15 protein-coding genes and 1 pseudogene are annotated in these 18,756 nt (G+C 43.3%); 6 read left to right on the forward strand and 10 right to left on the reverse strand.

Annotated features, from left to right (window positions below; translation table 11 throughout):
- Positions 1 to 126 precede the first annotated feature (126 nt).
- The gene (locus ACQRBJ_RS05700; RefSeq protein WP_294972030.1) at positions 127 to 1,083 is read right to left on the reverse strand and encodes a LuxR C-terminal-related transcriptional regulator; all 957 of its coding nucleotides are present in this window, start codon (positions 1,081 to 1,083) and stop codon (positions 127 to 129) included.
- A 362-nt stretch (positions 1,084 to 1,445) separates the two neighbouring features.
- Here ACQRBJ_RS05700 and ACQRBJ_RS05705 point away from each other — a divergent pair, with 362 nt between their 5' ends.
- The 3 genes and pseudogenes from ACQRBJ_RS05705 to ccsA all read left to right on the forward strand — a co-directional run bounded on the left by ACQRBJ_RS05705 (position 1,446) and on the right by ccsA (position 4,573).
- Complete coding sequence (locus ACQRBJ_RS05705) at positions 1,446 to 2,078, forward strand: hypothetical protein (RefSeq protein ID WP_445303060.1); 633 nt, start codon at positions 1,446 to 1,448, stop codon at positions 2,076 to 2,078.
- Positions 2,056 to 3,202: pseudogene (locus tag ACQRBJ_RS05710) on the forward strand (di-heme oxidoredictase family protein); the annotation flags it as partial. The gene ACQRBJ_RS05705 and the pseudogene ACQRBJ_RS05710, both read left to right, overlap by 23 nt.
- A 162-nt stretch (positions 3,203 to 3,364) precedes the next feature.
- Positions 3,365 to 4,573, forward strand: a complete 1,209-nt coding sequence (ccsA, locus tag ACQRBJ_RS05715) for a cytochrome c biogenesis protein CcsA (protein ID WP_445303061.1) — start codon at positions 3,365 to 3,367, stop codon at positions 4,571 to 4,573.
- Between the two features lie 111 nt (positions 4,574 to 4,684).
- On the opposite strand, the gene ACQRBJ_RS05720 is transcribed toward ccsA, so the two are convergent.
- From ACQRBJ_RS05720 to ACQRBJ_RS05740, 5 genes are all read right to left on the reverse strand, one after another.
- Complete coding sequence (locus ACQRBJ_RS05720) at positions 4,685 to 5,383, reverse strand: tRNA 2-thiocytidine biosynthesis TtcA family protein (RefSeq protein WP_445303062.1); 699 nt, start codon at positions 5,381 to 5,383, stop codon at positions 4,685 to 4,687.
- A 110-nt stretch (positions 5,384 to 5,493) separates the two neighbouring features.
- The gene (rny, locus tag ACQRBJ_RS05725) at positions 5,494 to 7,029 is read right to left on the reverse strand and encodes a ribonuclease Y (RefSeq protein ID WP_294971458.1); all 1,536 of its coding nucleotides are present in this window, start codon (positions 7,027 to 7,029) and stop codon (positions 5,494 to 5,496) included.
- A 44-nt stretch (positions 7,030 to 7,073) separates the two neighbouring features.
- A complete protein-coding gene (locus tag ACQRBJ_RS05730) occupies positions 7,074 to 7,373 on the reverse strand; it encodes a cell division protein ZapA (RefSeq protein WP_218415721.1) in 300 nt (99 codons plus the stop codon).
- An 8-nt stretch (positions 7,374 to 7,381) separates the two neighbouring features.
- Entirely contained in the window at positions 7,382 to 7,675 is a 294-nt protein-coding gene (locus ACQRBJ_RS05735) for a hypothetical protein (RefSeq protein WP_153125846.1), read from the reverse strand.
- Positions 7,676 to 7,763: 88 nt separating this feature from the next.
- On the reverse strand, positions 7,764 to 8,414 hold the full coding sequence (locus tag ACQRBJ_RS05740; RefSeq protein ID WP_217760389.1) for a hypothetical protein: 651 nt from the start codon (positions 8,412 to 8,414) through the stop codon (positions 7,764 to 7,766).
- A gap of 210 nt (positions 8,415 to 8,624) precedes the next feature.
- Between ACQRBJ_RS05740 and rfbA the strand changes: the two genes are divergently transcribed.
- The 3 genes from rfbA (at position 8,625) to ACQRBJ_RS05755 (ending at position 12,665) form a co-directional block, all read left to right on the forward strand.
- Complete coding sequence (gene rfbA, locus ACQRBJ_RS05745; protein ID WP_153125842.1) at positions 8,625 to 9,500, forward strand: glucose-1-phosphate thymidylyltransferase RfbA; 876 nt, start codon at positions 8,625 to 8,627, stop codon at positions 9,498 to 9,500.
- Positions 9,501 to 9,595: 95 nt separating this feature from the next.
- Positions 9,596 to 12,145 (forward strand): GumC family protein, encoded by a 2,550-nt coding sequence (locus ACQRBJ_RS05750; RefSeq protein WP_445303063.1) that lies wholly within the window; start codon positions 9,596 to 9,598, stop codon positions 12,143 to 12,145.
- 91 nt (positions 12,146 to 12,236) lie between these two features.
- Positions 12,237 to 12,665, forward strand: coding sequence for a BT0820 family HAD-type phosphatase (locus tag ACQRBJ_RS05755; RefSeq protein ID WP_295346283.1), 429 nt, complete (start codon positions 12,237 to 12,239; stop codon positions 12,663 to 12,665).
- 413 nt (positions 12,666 to 13,078) lie between these two features.
- On the opposite strand, the gene ACQRBJ_RS05760 is transcribed toward ACQRBJ_RS05755, so the two are convergent.
- From ACQRBJ_RS05760 to ACQRBJ_RS05775, 4 genes are all read right to left on the reverse strand, one after another.
- On the reverse strand, positions 13,079 to 15,226 hold the full coding sequence (locus ACQRBJ_RS05760) for a peptidylprolyl isomerase (protein ID WP_441936786.1): 2,148 nt from the start codon (positions 15,224 to 15,226) through the stop codon (positions 13,079 to 13,081).
- A gap of 200 nt (positions 15,227 to 15,426) precedes the next feature.
- Positions 15,427 to 16,695 carry a hemolysin family protein gene (locus ACQRBJ_RS05765; protein WP_294971474.1) on the reverse strand — a complete coding sequence of 423 codons (1,269 nt, stop codon included), beginning with the start codon at positions 16,693 to 16,695 and terminating at the stop codon, positions 15,427 to 15,429.
- A 12-nt stretch (positions 16,696 to 16,707) separates the two neighbouring features.
- Positions 16,708 to 17,367, reverse strand: coding sequence for an LPS export ABC transporter periplasmic protein LptC (lptC, locus tag ACQRBJ_RS05770; RefSeq protein ID WP_295346286.1), 660 nt, complete (start codon positions 17,365 to 17,367; stop codon positions 16,708 to 16,710).
- 62 nt (positions 17,368 to 17,429) lie between these two features.
- Positions 17,430 to 18,725 carry a hypothetical protein gene (locus ACQRBJ_RS05775; protein ID WP_445303064.1) on the reverse strand — a complete coding sequence of 432 codons (1,296 nt, stop codon included), beginning with the start codon at positions 18,723 to 18,725 and terminating at the stop codon, positions 17,430 to 17,432.
- Positions 18,726 to 18,756: the final 31 nt, after the last annotated feature.

The following is an 18,756-nucleotide window of genomic DNA, read 5'->3' on the forward strand; positions in this document are numbered from 1 at the left end:
TTAAATGGTGACGACAAGATTTCACATACTTAAATATAATGATAGTGCCTTCCTCACAGCTTGTGGGGAAGGCACTATCATTTTATAAAAAATAACATTTCAATGATGACTGTTCCTAAGGAAAAACTAGAGTTTCACAGTAGAAATGTCAACCAGATTGTTCACGATGGCATAAATTGTCAAGCCTGCAGGAGAATGAATCTGAAGCTTTCGGGCGATATTTCTGCGGTGAGTGATTACCGTGTTGATAGATATAAAAAGATGATCCGCAATCTCCTTATTGGTCATACCCTGAACCAAGGCTACAATCACATCTTTCTCACGATCGCTCAACTGTTCATCGCTCATCGGTGTCTGGTTAATCATGTTCGAAATCTTTGCACTCACATCATTCTGCTTCAATTTAAGTTCAGCATTTCTCACGGCAGGAATAAAGATTTCTTCCTCCACCTCAGAGTGATGCTTCAACCATACCTCATTGTTATATATATCATAGAGGGTAGCACTCAGCTGGTTGTTATGCAGTCCATCCGAAGGCAGATACTTGATGATGATGCTCTTCAACTCCTTCAACTTTAAGTCCACCTGAGCATGATGCTTCGAGAAGGTCTCTATATCGAAGTTCGCACTGGCATTACCATCGATAAGTGTCTGAACATAAGGAAATACCATCTTTTCCTCATACTTCATGTGATTGGTGATGCTATGGGCATAATCATCATAAAGCTTGAGGATAAGGCGTGCCAGATTATCCTTTTCATCCAGCGCTTCAACCAGTTCCTTACGGATCAACGGCAACTGGAAATCTATGTAATAGGCATGCGATGCTTTGAGATAATGCAAGAGGGTCGGCAGCGACAGGCGGTCGGCATTGTCATACTCCTTGTAACCATTAATCGTCAGGTTTACCACGGACAGGAAAGTATAGGTATCCACCTTCTGCTCGTCGCAAACTTCACGCACAGTCTTGTCGCCAAAGCCCAGGTTGATGCCGAAGCTACCGAGGCTCTGCAAGATATTGTAATTGTCTCTAATGATGCTGATCATCTTGTCGTCAGCTTCATACATCTTCTGATTTTTCATCTTCTTTTATCCTTAAATGAAAACATCCTTGTATCAAGAACATTCATAATGTTTCTATTTCGGCTGCAAATATACTAAAAAGTTTTGAAACTCGCAATACCTAGAAATGGGGATGCCACAGTTTACCGATTTTTAGGTATTGCAAGATTTTTTAAAACTCCGTACCTTTGCACCCGAAATCGAGAAAGAGCGCAGTGATGATTGCCACTCCCGAGCGGCAGAGCTGCGTAATTCCTTATTAAGCTATTGGGCTTTAAGGAGATACTAGGCCTCTAAAGTGTCGAGACCGCAAACAGACATCTGCGCTCTTTTCTTTATTATACTAAGGATTATACGATAACAATAAATTCAAAATAATAAAGATGAACAGTTTAAGAATTGGATTGATGTCCGCTGCCCTGGTTGCCGGTTTGGCAACGGCAAGTGCACAAACTGTGGCTGCCGATAGTGTGATGCAGCATGTAAACGGCAAGCGCATCGACAACTACTGCATCAAGGGCTTACGCATCGGTCTGAGCGGATACTATGGTCATGCCATCGGCAACTCTTACCCAAACAACAAGGATGGAGCAGAATCTAAGTACAAAGGTGTGGTAGCTATCGGAGCCATCGACTTCACATACAATAATTATAACTGGATTGTACGCGGTCAGGCAGACTATGGTTACCTGAGTGATGCAAAACAGTTGAAGTACTTTACTAATCGTCTAAATGGTCTCTCTCCATTCCATCACTCAGCATTTGTCAGCAAGAATGCTTTTGCATACGGAATCGAGGCTGGCTACAATGTTTTCTCACAAATTGAAAAACTCCGTCAGGACAACCAGAAGCTGTATCTCTTTGGCCGTTATGAGCACTATAATCCATACGCTTCCAAAACCAAAAATACATCATACGACTACACAAACGTACAGCGTATGGCAGTTGGTATCAATTACTATCCAGTAAAACAGATTGTAGTAAAGGCAGAATACCATCACAGAGGCTCCACGTAAGGGTCTTGGCCCAGCATGGGTTCGCAGCAGTTGTATCCACTGCCATCCTAACTATGGTCATGGTAAGGTCCAGAACCAGTATCAGGCAGACCTGTTCGGCAACGGCTATCTGCTCGTAATTTATCACCCTACAGCAGGTACTACCGCTGACGGAAAGGCTTACGCAGCAGAAAGTTTATCAGAATGAGGCGGAACACGTAGAGTTGAATCCAGGCATGTGGGACAAGGCAAAGAATGATTGGGCTTCAGGTGCCTGGTACACTTTGGCAGATGGAACCAAGAAGGTGAAGAAGTTTACCTATGCCATGACCCGTGCTTCCCTGCAGGATGGAGCAGGTGCCAATGCCATATAGAACATCACCAACGTAACACGTTCCGACCGTCATTACCTCTATACCAGTCCAGCTTGGGCAAAGTATCAGAGCGAAGACCCAGAAGTAATCAGTTATATCAAGAAGCATGGTGCTGACGAATCTTCTGTACTCCACCCATACTATGCAGATGGAACTGACGAAGGTATCAAGGAGAGAGTAAACGAGATTCTGAGCTGTAACAATGCAGCCAAGTCAGCTACTTTCGAGAAATACCTATTGAATGGTGCTCCTTACAATGGCGAGGAAGAGATGAGCGACAAGGATTACTATGACTTCATGGTATGGCATCGTGGTCTTGCCGTGCCTCGTGCCCGCAACCTGAACGACAAGCAGGTACAGGAGGGCAAAAAACTCTTCATGAGTTGGGGATGCGCCAGCTGTCACAAGCCATCTTGGAAGACAGGTGATGACAACTACGTAACATCCAAATATCTTGCCGACAAGAAGTTGCCTCGCTATCAGAATCAGACCATCTATCCATATTCTGATTTCGTTCAGCACAAGCTCTATATGATGAACGACATCCACGGATCATGGTGCCGCACCACTCCACTCTGGGGCCGTGGCTTGAGCTACGTGAATACAGGTGCCGAAGACCGCCTGCACGACTGCCGTGCCCGCAACGAGGTGGAAGCCATCATGTGGCACTGCTACAGCAAGAAGAGTCATGCCTACAGTGCAGCCATGAACTTCTACAAGGCACCTAAGAGTGAGCGTGATGCTGTGGTCAAGTTCCTGCGTTCTATTTAAAATCATCTTATCAATTAAGAATATCAGGCAGCCAGGTACCTTATCCAGATACCTGGCTGTTTTAAAATGTATGACTAAAAAACATCTGGATAAGTTTGCTTATCTCAGAATTATATCGTAATTTTGCAGCAAGATTACACTAGAAAGATTTCAAAACGAACAATGATTAAAAAGATATTATTCATCCTCTACATACTGATACTCGTATGCATGGCAGTAGCCAGCATCGTAGAGAAAATAGAAGGCACGGATTATGTCCATGCCCATTATTATGGAACCTGGTGGTTTATCCTGATTTGGGCAGCACTAGCCGCACTGGGCATTTTCTATATCATCCAGCGAAAGGTGAAAGCTGTTTCTACCTGGGCGCTCCATCTTTCCTTCGTCATCATCCTCGCTGGTGCCTTCATCACACATGTCAACGGCAAGCAGGGAATGATGCATCTTCGCATCGGAGAACCTTCGGATATTTATTTTTCCAACAATCCAGGAGAAGGTATCAAGCAGAGAAAACTGCCTTTCACTCTGAGTCTTCAGAAGTTTGACATCCATCTATATGAAGGCACGAACAATATCAAGGATTATTCCTCGCAATTCAGAGTAACGGATGGCAATGAGATGGAGGAGGCAAAGGTATCGCTCAATAAAATCTATACCCACGGCTCTTACCGGTTCTATCAGGCATCCTATGACGAGGATGAGATGGGAAGCGTTCTTGCCATCAATTCCGACCCTTTCGGTATTCCGGTAACGTATTGTGGCTATTTCCTGCTTTTCGTTTCACTGATCTGGATACTTCTAGATACAAAGGGTGGATACAGGAAGCTGCTCAAGCGTTCATATCAGCAGTTCAGAAATCTTTTAATGGTCGTATTCTGTCTTGTAGAAATAGGATTCATCTTCCTGATTTATCATTTCAGCCACATCGATTTTTCTACAGGTGAGCGTGCACCGATATTAAACAGTCCTTATTTCTGCGTGCACGTCAGTGTCATCATGATGAGTTATGTACTTCTGATACTCACCTGTCTCTGTGGTATTCTGGGCATCTGCTGGCGTTCCCGCCGGGAAAGAATGCGGGATTTGAGCCGTCTTTTCCTCTACCCTGCCCTAACAACTATGGGATTCGGCATTTTCATCGGTGCCATCTGGGCGAATGTCAGCTGGGGAAACTATTGGAGTTGGGATAGCAAGGAGACATGGGCACTCATCACCTTCATGATTTATGCCGTGGTGGTACATACACAAAGCTTGCCGGTCTTCCGCAAGCCGCTGGTGTATCACATCTATATCACCCTGGCTTTCATGAGCATTGCCATGACATACTTCGGAGTAAATTACTTCCTTACGGGTATGCACTCATATGCATAAAAAAATGCAATAGGCTTCAATGGCAAATGAAGCCTAATGCATTGTCCAATGAAAGTAGTTGCATGTACTCATGCAACTACTTTCGTTTTTGATTGCTTCTTCTACCATATTTTATTCCACAAAAACAGATCGCCAAAGACTGTAGCGGGCTTCGGGATTCAACTGCTCCAACTGCTGGAAGATGGCTTGCATATCCGAACGGCGGGTAGTCTCTTCGTAAGGACACAACGTCTTCTGCTTAGTGAAATGCAACTCTTCTGCCACCTGACGGATATCCGCCTCATGCACCAGACAAAGGGGGCGGATGATGGTGAGCGGATAATGTTTTAAAGGAAGACTGGGCTGCATGGTGGAATGAGAACCCTCGAAGGTGATATTCATCAGCAGGGTGACGAGGATATCATCCATGTGATGGGCCAAGGCTATCTTGTTAAAACCATTATTTACAGCAAACTCGAAGAGCGTCTTGCGTCGGTTCCAGGCACAGAGGAAGCAACGGGTCTTGCGGGGATCGGTGGATTCATCGAAAGAACTGTGCAGAATATGGAGCCGGATGCCATTCTCATCACAGAAATCCTGAAGATAAGAGCGGTCAGTCTCGTAAGGAATATTATCCATGATGATATGAGCTGCTTCCACTTCTATATGCGGTTTGAAGATACGGGCACGCTGAGCCAGCAGCCTAACCAGTTCCAGGGAATCCTTACCGCCACTCAAAGCAATGAGAATGCGATCACCATCTTCCAGAAGATGATAATCCACACAGCCCTTGTTGAAACGCTTTAATACTTTCTGTTCTGCCTTTATCATATTATTTAGAAAAAAAAGCCGTACCCTATAAAAAGAGCACGGCTTTATCAAGATACATTCCCCAACCAACGGTAAGGAAACGACAATTTAAACTTCAATATTCTCAAAAATTACTTAGCGTAAGCTACGCTACGTGTCTCACGAATGACGGTAATCTTAACCTGACCAGGATAAGTCATCTCATTCTGAATCTTGGTAGCAATCTCGTCTGAGAGCTTGATACTCTGCTCATCAGTCATCTTGTCTGCACCAACGATAACACGAAGCTCACGACCAGCCTGGATAGCATAAGTCTTGGTTACACCAGGATAACTCATGGCAATTGCCTCCAGATCGTTCAAACGCTTGATGTAAGCCTCAACAATCTCACGACGTGCACCAGGACGGGCACCAGAGATAGCATCACATACCTGAACGATAGGAGCCAACAAGGTGTTCATCTCCATCTCATCATGGTGAGCACCAATGGCATTACAGATATCTGGCTTTTCCTTATACTTCTCAGCTATCTTGGCACCATACAATGCGTGTGGCAACTCGCTCTCCTCATCAGGTACCTTGCCAATATCGTGCAAAAGACCGGCACGCTTAGCCTTCTTAGGATTCAAGCCCAACTCAGAAGCCATGACAGCACAGAGATTAGCAGTTTCACGAGCATGCTGCAAAAGGTTCTGACCATAAGAAGAACGATACTTCATCTTACCTACGATGCGAATCAACTCAGGATGCAAGCCATGGATGCCGAGGTCAATAGCAGTACGCTTACCAGTCTCGATAATCTCATTCTCCAACTGCTTCTTCACCTTGGCAACTACCTCCTCGATACGGGCTGGGTGAATACGACCGTCAGCAACCAACTGATGGAGAGCCAGACGGCAAACCTCACGACGCACTGGATCGAAAGCAGAAATAACGATAGCCTCAGGAGTATCATCCACTACGATTTCTACACCGGTAGCAGCCTCCAATGCACGGATATTACGACCTTCACGACCGATGATACGGCCCTTCACCTCATCGTTATCAATATGGAATACACTGACAGAGTTCTCGATAGCAGTCTCCGTAGCCACGCGCTGGATAGTCTGGATAACGATTTTCTTAGCCTGCTGGTTAGCATTCAGCTTAGCATCATCAATAATTTCATTGATATAGCTGGCAGCATCAAGACGCGCCTGATCCTTCAAACTCTCCACGAGACGATTCTTAGCTTCCTCAGCGCTCAATCCGGAAAGTTCTTCCAGCTTAGCCTGCTCCTGCTTCTGCATCTTCTCTAGTTCCTGCTGCTTGACAGTGAGAAGTTTCTTTTCATTATCAACACGCTGCTGATACTGATCAACCTCCTGCTTGCGACGACCGAGATCCTCCTGACGCTGGTTGAGAGAGATTTCGCGCTGTTTAAGTTTATTCTCACTCTGCTGAATACGGGAATTGCGCTGCTGCACTTCCTTCTCCAACTCAGCTTTCTTATTGAGGAACTTCTCTTTCACTTCGAGAAGTTTTTTCTCCTTTAATACTTCTGCCTCTTTATTGGCAGTATCAATCATTTCATTATATTTTCCCTTGATAACATAACGGAAAATGAAAAAGCCCACCGCTCCACCAAGGCAGAGACCGACTAAGGCTGCTATAATTGTTACCATCATTATTTATATATATTTATTAAAATTCACTCAAAGTTAGCTGCTTATTATTTCAGAGCGTCTTCTATCTCGGCAGTCAACTTCTCAAGAATCTCATTATAAGGCTGGGTGTCATTCTTACCCTCTTCCTTTTCATATCTCAGCGCCACATCAAGTAGTGCCATATACAAAATCTCCTTGTCGCTCTTACGGCCTTTATAGATTTTTGTATATGAATTCACTATATCGTCAATCAATTTTGCAGATTTACGATAATACTCCTCATCCTCTCTAGGTATTCTTACCGAGAGGTCAGTATCATAGACATGTAACCTAATCTGTAACTTGTCTTGTGTTTGATCTACCATCGGTCCGATTATTTATCGCTCAGTAGCGTAATACATTTATTGACATCTCGGATAAGCTTGGCGATACGTTTCTGAGTAGTTTCAATATCTGCATCAGAAATCGTCATCATCTTCGCCATCTTCAAACTGTCGTAATCATGCTGCGCCTGAGTCAACTTATCCTCCAATTCCTTTATTTTGGCATCACGCTCATCCACCATGGCATAAAGCTCCGTATTCTCCTGCTTGACCTCGTCAAACTTGAGAATCATCTGCCTTACTCTCGTGGCAAACGTATTGATTGTTTTCTCATTTGCACTCATGCTTTTTTGTTTTTGGCTACAAATTTAAGAGAATAATTTGAAAAAAACAAATTTTCTACTATATTTTTTAAAATTTAAAGGGATTTACTTACTTTCCCATCTTTTGCTTTGCCTTTTCAACATCTTCATCAGATGGACGTGGCTCCTTCTTTGCAAGCATCAATACCTGGAAAGCAAAATCTGTCACCCACTGCTGGCTGAAAGCTAATCGCTTGTTGAATTGGCGCAACTGGAACACAGTCTTCAATGTGCTGGCATCGCTGTAATCATTCTTGTTGAAGATATCATCTACAGTCTTTGCTGTCAACTTGTATAAAGAATTTTTCATAAAGCTAGGCAAGCGCAGCTTGAACTTCATCAAGTTGCCCATCAGCATCATCAAATCCTGGGTGAAGTTCTGGAACTGGATGAGATACACATTCACATCCTGCAGTTTCTGACAGTTCTTACGGATACTAGAATCAATCTCCTTGAAGAAAGAATCATCAGTATCATAGATATTCTTCATCATTTTCTTAACCTGCGCCTTCTCGCCGATACCAAGACGATTGTTTACAGTTGGAACATGCAAACTGGTCTTGAACACTCGCAAGTCTGGCAACATTGCCAGATTAGTAATACCTAATTGAGAAGCCAATGCAGCCTGGAAGTATACACGGACCAGCGTCATGTAATCTTCCATTCCACCTACTTTCTTATCGTCATTTTTATGACTGAATAGTTTTGAAAATATTCCCATTCTTATTTCGTTTTATACTTTAATGTTTTCAATTGTTCTGCAAAAATACAATAAAATCACTAAATATCAAAATCAAAGGGGCGTTTTTTCTTCATAAATATGTTTTTTCTTGGAAAAACAACGATTTTATCTATTTTTCTATTCAAGTTTCAATTATTTTTAGTACCTTTGCCACGTTAATTAATATTTGTGTTCCAACAGAGAAGATATATGAAGGGAATAGTTTTAGCAGGCGGGTCTGGCACCAGACTTTATCCAATCACTAAAGGAATCAGCAAACAGTTGATTCCCATATTCGACAAACCGATGATATACTATCCGGTATCAGTTTTGATGCTGGCTGGAATCAAGGATATTCTTATTATTTCAACACCATTCGACTTACCTGGTTTTAAACGTCTCCTTGGAGACGGAAGCGATTTAGGAGTACATTTCGAATACGCAGAACAACCATCTCCAGATGGATTGGCACAGGCTTTTATTATCGGTGAGAAATTCATCGGCAATGATAATGTCTGCCTGGTATTAGGCGACAACATATTTTACGGTGCCGGATTTACCGGACTTCTCAAAGCCAGCGTAAAAGCTACAGAAGAAGGATTGGCAAGTGTCTTCGGCTATTATGTCAATGATCCGGAAAGATACGGTGTTGCTGAGTTTGACAAAGAAGGCAATTGCCTCAGTATTGAGGAAAAACCCAAACATCCAAAAAGCAATTATGCGGTTGTAGGACTCTACTTCTACCCTAACAGTGTGGTAGATGTTGCCAAGCATATCAAGCCAAGTGCACGTGGCGAGCTGGAGATTACTACTGTCAACCAACATTACTTGTCAGACAACACACTTAAAGTAAGAACTCTCCAAAGAGGTTTCGCCTGGTTGGACACCGGTACTCACGACAGTTTGTCAGAAGCAAGTACGTTCATTGAAGTGATCGAAAAGAGACAGGGACTGAAAGTAGCATGTCTGGAAGAAATTGCATTTAAACAAGGTTGGATTAACAAAGAACAGCTGTTGAAACTTGCAGAACCTATGCAAAAGAACGGATATGGAAAATATTTGCAGGAACTAGCTTTGGGCAAATAATAAAAATGAATCTATCAGTATTCTTGCCACTTTCATAGAAGTGGTTGGGATAATATATAATAAGGTATAATTCAAATAACAACATTAAAAGAATAATGGAAGAGAACAAGAACTTACAATTAGAAGGCGCAGTTCAGGAACAGGAAGAGAAATCTGCCATTGACTTTCAGTTGATTTATACAAATCTGATTCTCAACTGGAAATGGTTCGTACTCTCTCTTATCGTTTGCCTGGGCTTAGGCTATCTTTACCTGAGATATGCTACTCCAGCCTATCAAGCATCTACCAAGGTACTCATTAAAGACGATGATGACAGCAAACGCAGAGGTAGTTTGGGTAGTAGCATGATTCAAAGTGCTGCCAACCTCGGCTTTATGTCAAACTCTAATGGTATTGATAACGAGATTGAGATTTTGTCGGCTCATGACTTGGCTCAACTCGCAGTTCACGATATGAAAATATACGTTAACTACTATCATAAGAGCGCTTTCAAGGACCCTCTGGTATATAAAGAGCAGGAAGTATCAGTAGACCTGGATCTGCCACATCTCAAGAAGCTGAACGCTCCTATCAAGCTCAGCATCGAAAAGGAAGGTACAAAGTATCACGTCAAGGGTACATACAATTTACCTATTGATGCTTTCTCTTTCGAAAAAGAGACCAGTGAATTTGAGAAGACTTTCGACCGTCTGCCAGCAACTATCAGCACAAGAGTGGGTACGCTGACCTTTACTCCTAGCAAGATTTACAAACTGGAAGATGGAGAAGTACTGAAAGCTGTCATTGTCTCTCCGGAAATGGCTGCCAAGGAGTATACAAAGAACCTGACTATCAGTCAGACATCTAAGACTACAACGATTGCAGAACTCGTATTGAACGACGAAAACCCTCAGAGAGCTTTAGACTATCTGAATACACTCCTCAAGGTTTACAACCGTCAGGCAAACGAAGACAAGAACGAAATTGCCTACCGCACAGAGCAATTCATCAACAACCGTTTGCAAAAGATCAATGCGGAGCTGGGCAATACTGAAGGACAGCTCGAAAGCTACAAGAAGCGCAACAAGGTGATTGAGATGAAGCTGAACGCCACAGCTACCATCGCAAACTCTGACGCTTATGCTCAAAAGCTTCAGGATGCCAATACCCAGGTAGAATTGCTGAACGAGCTTGGTAAGTACATGAACGAGCCAGGTAACAAATATCAGCCTATCCCATCCAACGTAGGTTTGACTGATGAAAGTTCAACAGAACTCATCAACCAGTACAACAAAATAGCCCTGGATCGCAACAACGCCTTGCATGCAGCCAGCGAGACTTCTCCTACAGTAACTCCTCTGACCGCACAGTTGGATGCACTCACAACATCTATCAAACGTGCCATGAGACAAGCTAAGCTGGGCATGGAGATACAGCGCAACAGCATCGCTAAGCAGGCTGCAGAATATGCAGGACAAATCGGCAACTCACCAGAGCAGGAAAGAGTTCTGACACAGATTGGCCGCCAACAGGAAGTAAAGTCTGGTCTTTACCTCATGCTGCTTGAGAAACGAGAAGAGAACTCTATCTCCCTGGCTGCAACAGCAGATAAGGGCAAGATCATCGATGCACCTTCCTTTATCGGCAAGGTGAGCCCAAAGAGCTCAATCATCATGCTCATAGCATTGGTTCTCGGCTTGGCAATTCCTGCAGGCATCCTCTTCCTTATTGAGTTCTTCAAGTACAAGATTGAAGGTCATGAAGATGTCATTAAGTTGACACAGATTCCAGTCATAGCAGACATCCCTGTTGCCAGTGATGCTGCCAAGAAGGAAGGAAAGGCTGACATTGTGGTTCACCAGAATGTCAACAACCTGATGGAGGAAATCTTCCGAGGCTTACGTACCAATATTCAGTTTATACTGAAGAGCGATGAGAAGGTGATAATGTTTACCTCTTCTACTTCAGGCGAAGGAAAGACATTCGTAGCTTCAAACATCGGTATCTCCCTCGCCTTGTTAGGCAAGAAGGTCATCATGGTGGGTCTTGACATCCGTAAGCCGCGTCTGGCTGAGTTGTTCCAGATAGACAACCACCATAACGGTATCACCAACCTGATTGTACGAGACCACAACTCTTGGGAAGACATCCAGAACCAGATTCTCTCATCTGGCGTAAACAGCAAGCTCGACCTTCTGATGGCTGGTCCTGTACCTCCTAATCCAGGTGAGTTGGTAACAAGAGCAAGTCTTGACGACATCATCAACCAGCTGAAGCAGCATTACGACTATATCATTCTCGATACGGCTCCTGTGGGTCTGGTAAATGATAGTTTGCAGCTCGGTCGTCTGGCAGACCTCTGCGTATATGTTTGCCGTGCAGACTATACTCCAAAGGCAAGCTTCGGTATGATCAACGGTTTGAACGCCGAGAAAAAGTTGCCTAACATGTGTATGGTTCTCAACGGTGTCGACCTCTCCAAGAAGAAGCACAGTTTCTACTACGGAGTGGGCAAATATGGCAAATATGGCAAGTATGGTAACTATGGAAGCTATGGTTCATACGGAAAGTATGGAAAGTATGGAACTTACGGACAGTATGGTAGCTACGGCAACTATAGCAACAGTCATTACGGCAATGCCAACGACACAAGTATCAAGAAGTAATTGAATATTGAATCATTAAACTATTTATATAAAGAGAGTCTTTCTATATTTTTTATAGGAAGACTCTTTTAGATTAAAAGATATAAAGACTATGGCAACAATAGCAGTAGATTTTGACGGTACTATCGTAACCCATGAGTACCCAAAGATTGGTACAGAGTTACCTTTCGCAACAGAAACATTGAAGATGTTGATAAAAGACCACCACAAACTCATTCTCTGGAGCGTACGCGAAGGCAAGCTCCTGGATGAGGCTGTAGAATGGTGCAGAGAGCGTGGAGTTGAATTCTGGGCTGTCAACAAGGACTATCCGGAAGAAAGTCTCGAGAACAACAATCACTTCTCTAGAAAGCTGAAGGCAGACTGGTTTATCGACGACCGTGGTATCGGTGGACTGCCAGACTGGGGAGAGATTTATCAGATTATCACCAACCATACCAACTACCGCAGAGTATTAAAGCAGAAATACTGCGCAGAGCAGGAGACTCCTAAAAAGAAACACTGGTGGAGTCGCGGATAATCCAACAGTTCCAACCAAGTCCAAAATATGACAGCGGGTGTATCACTCTTTAAGTTGATACACCCGCTGTCTTTTTATCTCACAACAGATGGAAGACAAGCGCACATCAGCTGTCAGACGACCGCACAACAGCTGTTGTGCGGGTGCATAACAGCTGATGTGCGGACGAGAGAGCTAGCTTCTAGAAGAACTATACCTATATAAAACGACAACTTTTCCTATCTAACCGAAAGACTATCTCTGTATAAAAGGAAAGCCATTCTGAGAGAAAAGAAACTGTTACTCAGAAAGAACAAAGTCCTATACGGTATAAGGAAAGCCATCAACGTCAAAGAACACTCAAAAGAAAAAGGGATATACCTGATGAATGGTATATCCCCTATTATTGATTTACTAAATGATTTTTTTATTCTTTAGAAGAACAAGTAGCGGTTGTCCACTACGTGAGCCTTCATATAAAGCTCGTTCATGAAGTTACCAGCATACTGCATAGACTTCTGACGACACTTCTGCTCGTATGTCTTCTCATCGAACTTAACAGGACGGTTAGACTTGTTAGTAACCTGGAAGAGGTAAACACCAGCATTACCCTTAACAGCATGTGCAGAGAAAGCACCCTTCTTTGTTGCAGAAACAGCACCAGAAAGAGCAGGCTCGCTAGCACCAGTTGCTGCAATGAATGTAGGAGCTGCGAAAGTAATCTGGTTTACAGAAGAAATCTTACCACCCTTAGCCTTAGCAGCTGCGATGCTCTTTACGCCGTTTACCTTAGCCATCAACTGTTCAGCCTTCTTGTCCTTGATAACCTCAGCCTTTACCATCTCCTTTACATCAGGATCGCTCAAGTCGCGGTAACCAATGCGATGAATCTTGTTAAGTACTACAACCAAAAGGTGGTTGTTGTCGCCACACTCATAGAGAGGAGAAACTTCACCTTCCTTAGCCTCGAAGATCCACTTCAATGCCTCACGGGTTGAATGGATATTAGCTACATAATGAGAAGCTGTTGTCATATCCTTCAACTCCTGAACCTTGTAACCATTGCCAGCAGCATTCTTCAACAAATCAGCAGAAGCCTGGTTGCCGCTAACGAAGCTAGAGAACTTGTTGTAAGCTGTACGATATGTGCCCTGTGAGAAATCAATAGTCTTCTTGATGACTGCAGCAACATACTTGTTAACCATTGCCTTGCGGTCAAGAACCTGAAGAACTACGTAACCCTGACCCAACTGGAGCTGGTTAAGAGAGTTGACAGAAGCTGTATTCAATGTATTGATGAACGCCTTGTTGTCCTTGTCCATAGTCTGAGCATACTCATACTGCTTTGTTGTCATCCAAGCCTTCTCACCAGTCTGACCGTACTTCTTAGCGATAACCTCGAAATCAGCACCGCCAGCGATAGCACCCTGGATAGAGTCTGCCTTGGTCTTAGCCTCAGCTACAGAATTAGCAGCTACCTGGATTACGCGATACTGTACTGAGTCTGGCAACTGCTGCTTGCTAACCAACTTAACGATGTTCAAAGTATTATCAGCAGTATTAGCCTTTACAGCAGAAGTTGAACCTACTGCCATAGAATCCAAAACAGCTGCGATATCAGAAGGATAAGCCTCCTTGCTGACAGGAATACCAAGATAAGATACAGTAGAAGCAGCCTTACGAACAACCTCTGCAGGATCAGCTGCAGCAGCGAGCTGTGTCTGGAAACCAGCGAAATCCTTGTTGAGAGCTGCACGGTCAGCAGCAGAAGCCATCACCTCGATGTCTACATACTTGATGTCACGAGTCTCAACAGGCTGCTTGAAACGAGCCTTCAACTCATCATACTTAGCCTTCAAATCACTCTCCTCAACCTTTACCTTATCGTCCTGGATATCAGAATAAGGGAAAGCAGCCAACTGAATCTGGCTCTCCTCATTCTCCTCCTTGAAAGCCATCTTAGCCTCTACAGGATTTGAAATGAAGCAGTGAGCAAGAAGAGCCTGATACTTCTGAGCCAAAGTTTGCTGGCGAAGAGTCTTCTCGATGAATGACCAGTAGTTGTAAATCTTGGTATACTGATCCATCAACTGAGCGTTGGCTGGGTTAGCCTTCTGAGTCTTATAATCAGCCAAGAACTTCTGGAGAGCAGATACATCGAAACGACCAGTCTGCTGGTTAACGAAAGGAGTCTGCTGAAGCATTGGGTTGGTACCAGTCTTCAAGATGTCCTGAAGCTCAGCGTCAGTAACTGTCAAGCCGAGCTTGCCAGCTTCCTTAGCAATCATCTGATTCTGAACATAAGTGTTCCACACCATGTCCTTAATCTGATTCATCTGCTGCTCAGGAAGATTCTCCTGACCCTGTTGCATTTTAATAACTTCTGTGTACTCATCAACGAGCTTCTGGAATTCCTGCACGCTGATTTTCTCGCCATATACCTCACCAATCTGCTGACGCTCATTGTTCTTTGCAGAATCACATGAACGGAAAGCTTCTTCGGCAATGAAGGCGAAAAGGCCAAAACTGATAATACATACCAGAATGACGCCTCTTTTTCTAATTGTTCCTAATGCTGCCATTACGTTTTTAATTTTTATTTTATTTTTATTTTCTTATTATTAAGTTAGCATCGCCATAAGAATGATGAGGATTCTCAAATCCTTAAAACTAGCCAATTGTCTGCAAAATTACAAAAAATAAACGAGAATAGGGAATTTTTCATTAGCTTTTTTAAAACTGATAACGAAAAACATAAAAAAAACTGAGCCGAAGCTCAGTTTTAACCTAAAATATGAAGTTTAACCAACTCTATTTTACGAGAAGTAGACTTGATTATCTTAAACTCAAAGTGATTGAACTTAATGACTTCGTTCAACTTAGGAAAACTCTGATACTCATGAAGTATCAAGCCACCCACGGTCATATAGTCATCACTCTCAGGCAAATCGAGATTAAACTTCTCGTTCACCTTATCAATTTCCAGTCGAGCTGACAACAGGTAATCCCCATCATCCGTCTGCTTGGCAACATACTTTTCTGCATCATGCTCATCCTCAATATCGCCAAAGATTTCCTCTACGATATCCTCCAGACTCACCAGACCGCTGGTACCGCCGAACTCATCTACTACCACACCGAGCGACTTCTTCTGCTGAAGGAAAGTCTGCATCAGCTTCTGCGCCTGCATCGTTTCAGGAACAAAAGGCAAAGTGCGCACATGATCCTGCCATTTCACAGGATTATGGAAGAGTTCCGAGCTATGGATATAGCCGATGATATGATCTATATCCTCCTCATATACAATGATTTTCGAGTTACCGCTTTCTATGAATTTCTGACGCAATTCCTCCAAAGACGTATTCTTCTCTACTGCCTGGATTTCTGTACGTGGAACCATACAGTCACGTACTTTAGTATCGCTGAAGTCGAGCGCATTCTGAAATATCTTGACTTCATCATTAATTTCATCTTCATTGGTAGCATTATCAATGCTCGACTGAACCAAATAGTCAAGATCCACCTTGGAAAAGCCCTCATCTCCCGATTCAGTATCCATCTTCATGCCCACCAGGCGAAGCAGAACCTTGCTCAAGAAGGTACTGAACTTGCTTATCGGCCACAAAACCACATAGCATAGATAGGCTATGGGACTGAAGATGGCTAGCAGGCGGTTAGGATTGGCCTTGAAAAGAGTCTTGGGCAAGAACTCGCCAGTAAACAAGACGATCAAGGTAGAAAGAATGGTATCAGCCGGCACCGTAAAGGCCGCATCCATCCCGCTGAAGATTGTATTATCAAACAGTCTGGCTATCAGAATACCATACACGACGAGGGCAATATTATTGCCCACCAGCATCGTGCTGACGAAGCCGTTAGGATGGTTATAAAATAAAGAAATCAAACGTTGCGTAAGACCGTTTTTCTCCTTATCCATTTCCGCCAACATACGGTTGGAGGAAACAAAGGCAATCTCCATACCACTGAAGAAAGCAGAGAAAACCATCGTAATGATTATACCAACGATAAGACTTAAATCAACCTGTTCCATTTATTCTATAATTTAATGCATGATAGGGATAGTCGTCGCCCTAACAGGTGTAGCCTGCTGGCGGATAGGTGCAGCAGTAGAATCACCTGGAGCAGGAGCAGCTCCAGAATCATTTCCGCCAAAGTCACCCTTTTCAAAACTACCTTTCGAATTGCTGACAAAATAGCGAGTCATCTTCTCATCACTCCAGAAATGGGTACCCTGAAGGGTACGCTCCGGTGTGATTAACTTACTGAATACATTGCTGGAAATCTCGTGTCTGTTCTCGTCCCAGGTAAGCTGTTCGCTGCTGAAGCGCAAGCCATCCTTGGTCAGAATTCTCACTCGACCATATAATTTCCAAACACGCTGCTGATCAAAATAATAGGCTGTATCACACTGGATATAGCTATTGATATGAAACTTCTCGTCAAACTGTTCGAGCAGAAGTCCCTTATTGAAAATCCAACGGGAAGGATTGCGATTGGTATTTACTTCCCATCGCTCAGTCACAATACGATATTTGATCACTCCGGAATCACTGATAAGGGTATTGACACCATACGACGTCATCATGGCAACCGAATCCTTAGCATGGATAGCAGCTGCCGTATGCTCCACCTGCTCCTGACAACCAGCCAGAATCATGGACATCAATATTCCTATCAGAAAAGAGTTTCTTAGCTTATACATTATTATATATACGTGCGAGATATGTATTATCTATATGAACGCAGAAGAGATGCAGCAAAGAATTACTGCATCTTCCACTTCTTAAACCAGCCTTCATTGAAGGTCAGACCGATATTGATTCGAAAAACATTCTCCTTAATCAAGCCATCAGCTGAGTTCTTGACCCACTGACCACTGATGTTCAGGAGAGAACGGCTGTTATAGCTGTTCATGATAGGAATGCCGAAACCGGCACTCACTGATAGTTCCTTTGGACCATCTACCCCATTCATCTTATAATAAGGAGTAGCATAGCTGGCACCCAAGCGATACTGAACACGCTTCAGGAAAGCACGGTCACGCTCATTGTAACAATACTGAGCACCGAAATTGAACTTACTTCTATCTTTGTAAATACCGTCTTTCAGGCTATAAGTAGCTTCATTGTTCTTCATTTCGAAAGTAGGATAACCTTCTGCACCCCACTTCTGAAGCGTATAATCAAGACCTACCTTCCACTGGTTGCTATGATTCCACATCAAACCAACACCATACATGGTCGGCAGACTATGAGCCTTGCTTATAGAGAACGGAATGGTATCCGAAGTATTGGTCTGAGCATTACTAGAAATAATGTTCATATCAGCAGAACCTCCCAGATTATGTCCAGGAGTAAAGGTTGCACCCACTGTCACCCAGTCTTTCTTGGTAACCTGCTGTGTATACTGAGCACCAAAATCCAGACGGTAGCTGTTTATCTTCGAATTATAAGTTCTGGTCAAAGTCTTATAATATGCATTGCTGTAGCTATTGGTGATATATTTGGTATAATCACCCCAAAGATAGGAAATATTGGCACCAACCGAGAGTCCCTTGATTGGTTCCCAACCAGCACCGACATAAGCCTGATGCAAACCACCCTCACCATGGAAGGTATTGGTATAATAGACATCCTTATCAGATGCATTTACCCAATCAGAAGAAGAATAATCATATCCAATATTAGTGAAAGGAACCACACCGAAACTCATTCCGAGATGACGGAAAAGACGGAAACCGGCTACCACATACTCGAAATTGGAATTATTGGCATTCTTCTTCACTCCGTTCTCCTCAAAGTTAGTAATCTGACCAGAGATACCAGCATCAAAGATGAAGGTCATGGAATCAAGAGATGCATAGGAAGCAGGGTTCAGATAATTCACCTGATTATGCTCATGAAAACCAAGGCCCACACCATTCATACCACGATTGAAGCCGGAAGTCTGGTCAGACAACACGCCTAAACCATACTGGCTGTATGGAGAATTGGTACCACTTTGGGCATTTGCTAAAAGAGTCGCCCCCAACATGAGGACTGCCATAAAAATCTTTCTCATTTATATATAAAACCGTCAAATTTATATTCAG

The sequence above is a fragment of the Prevotella sp. SGI.167 genome (assembly GCF_050313615.1).
Lineage (GTDB): Bacteria > Bacteroidota > Bacteroidia > Bacteroidales > Bacteroidaceae > Prevotella.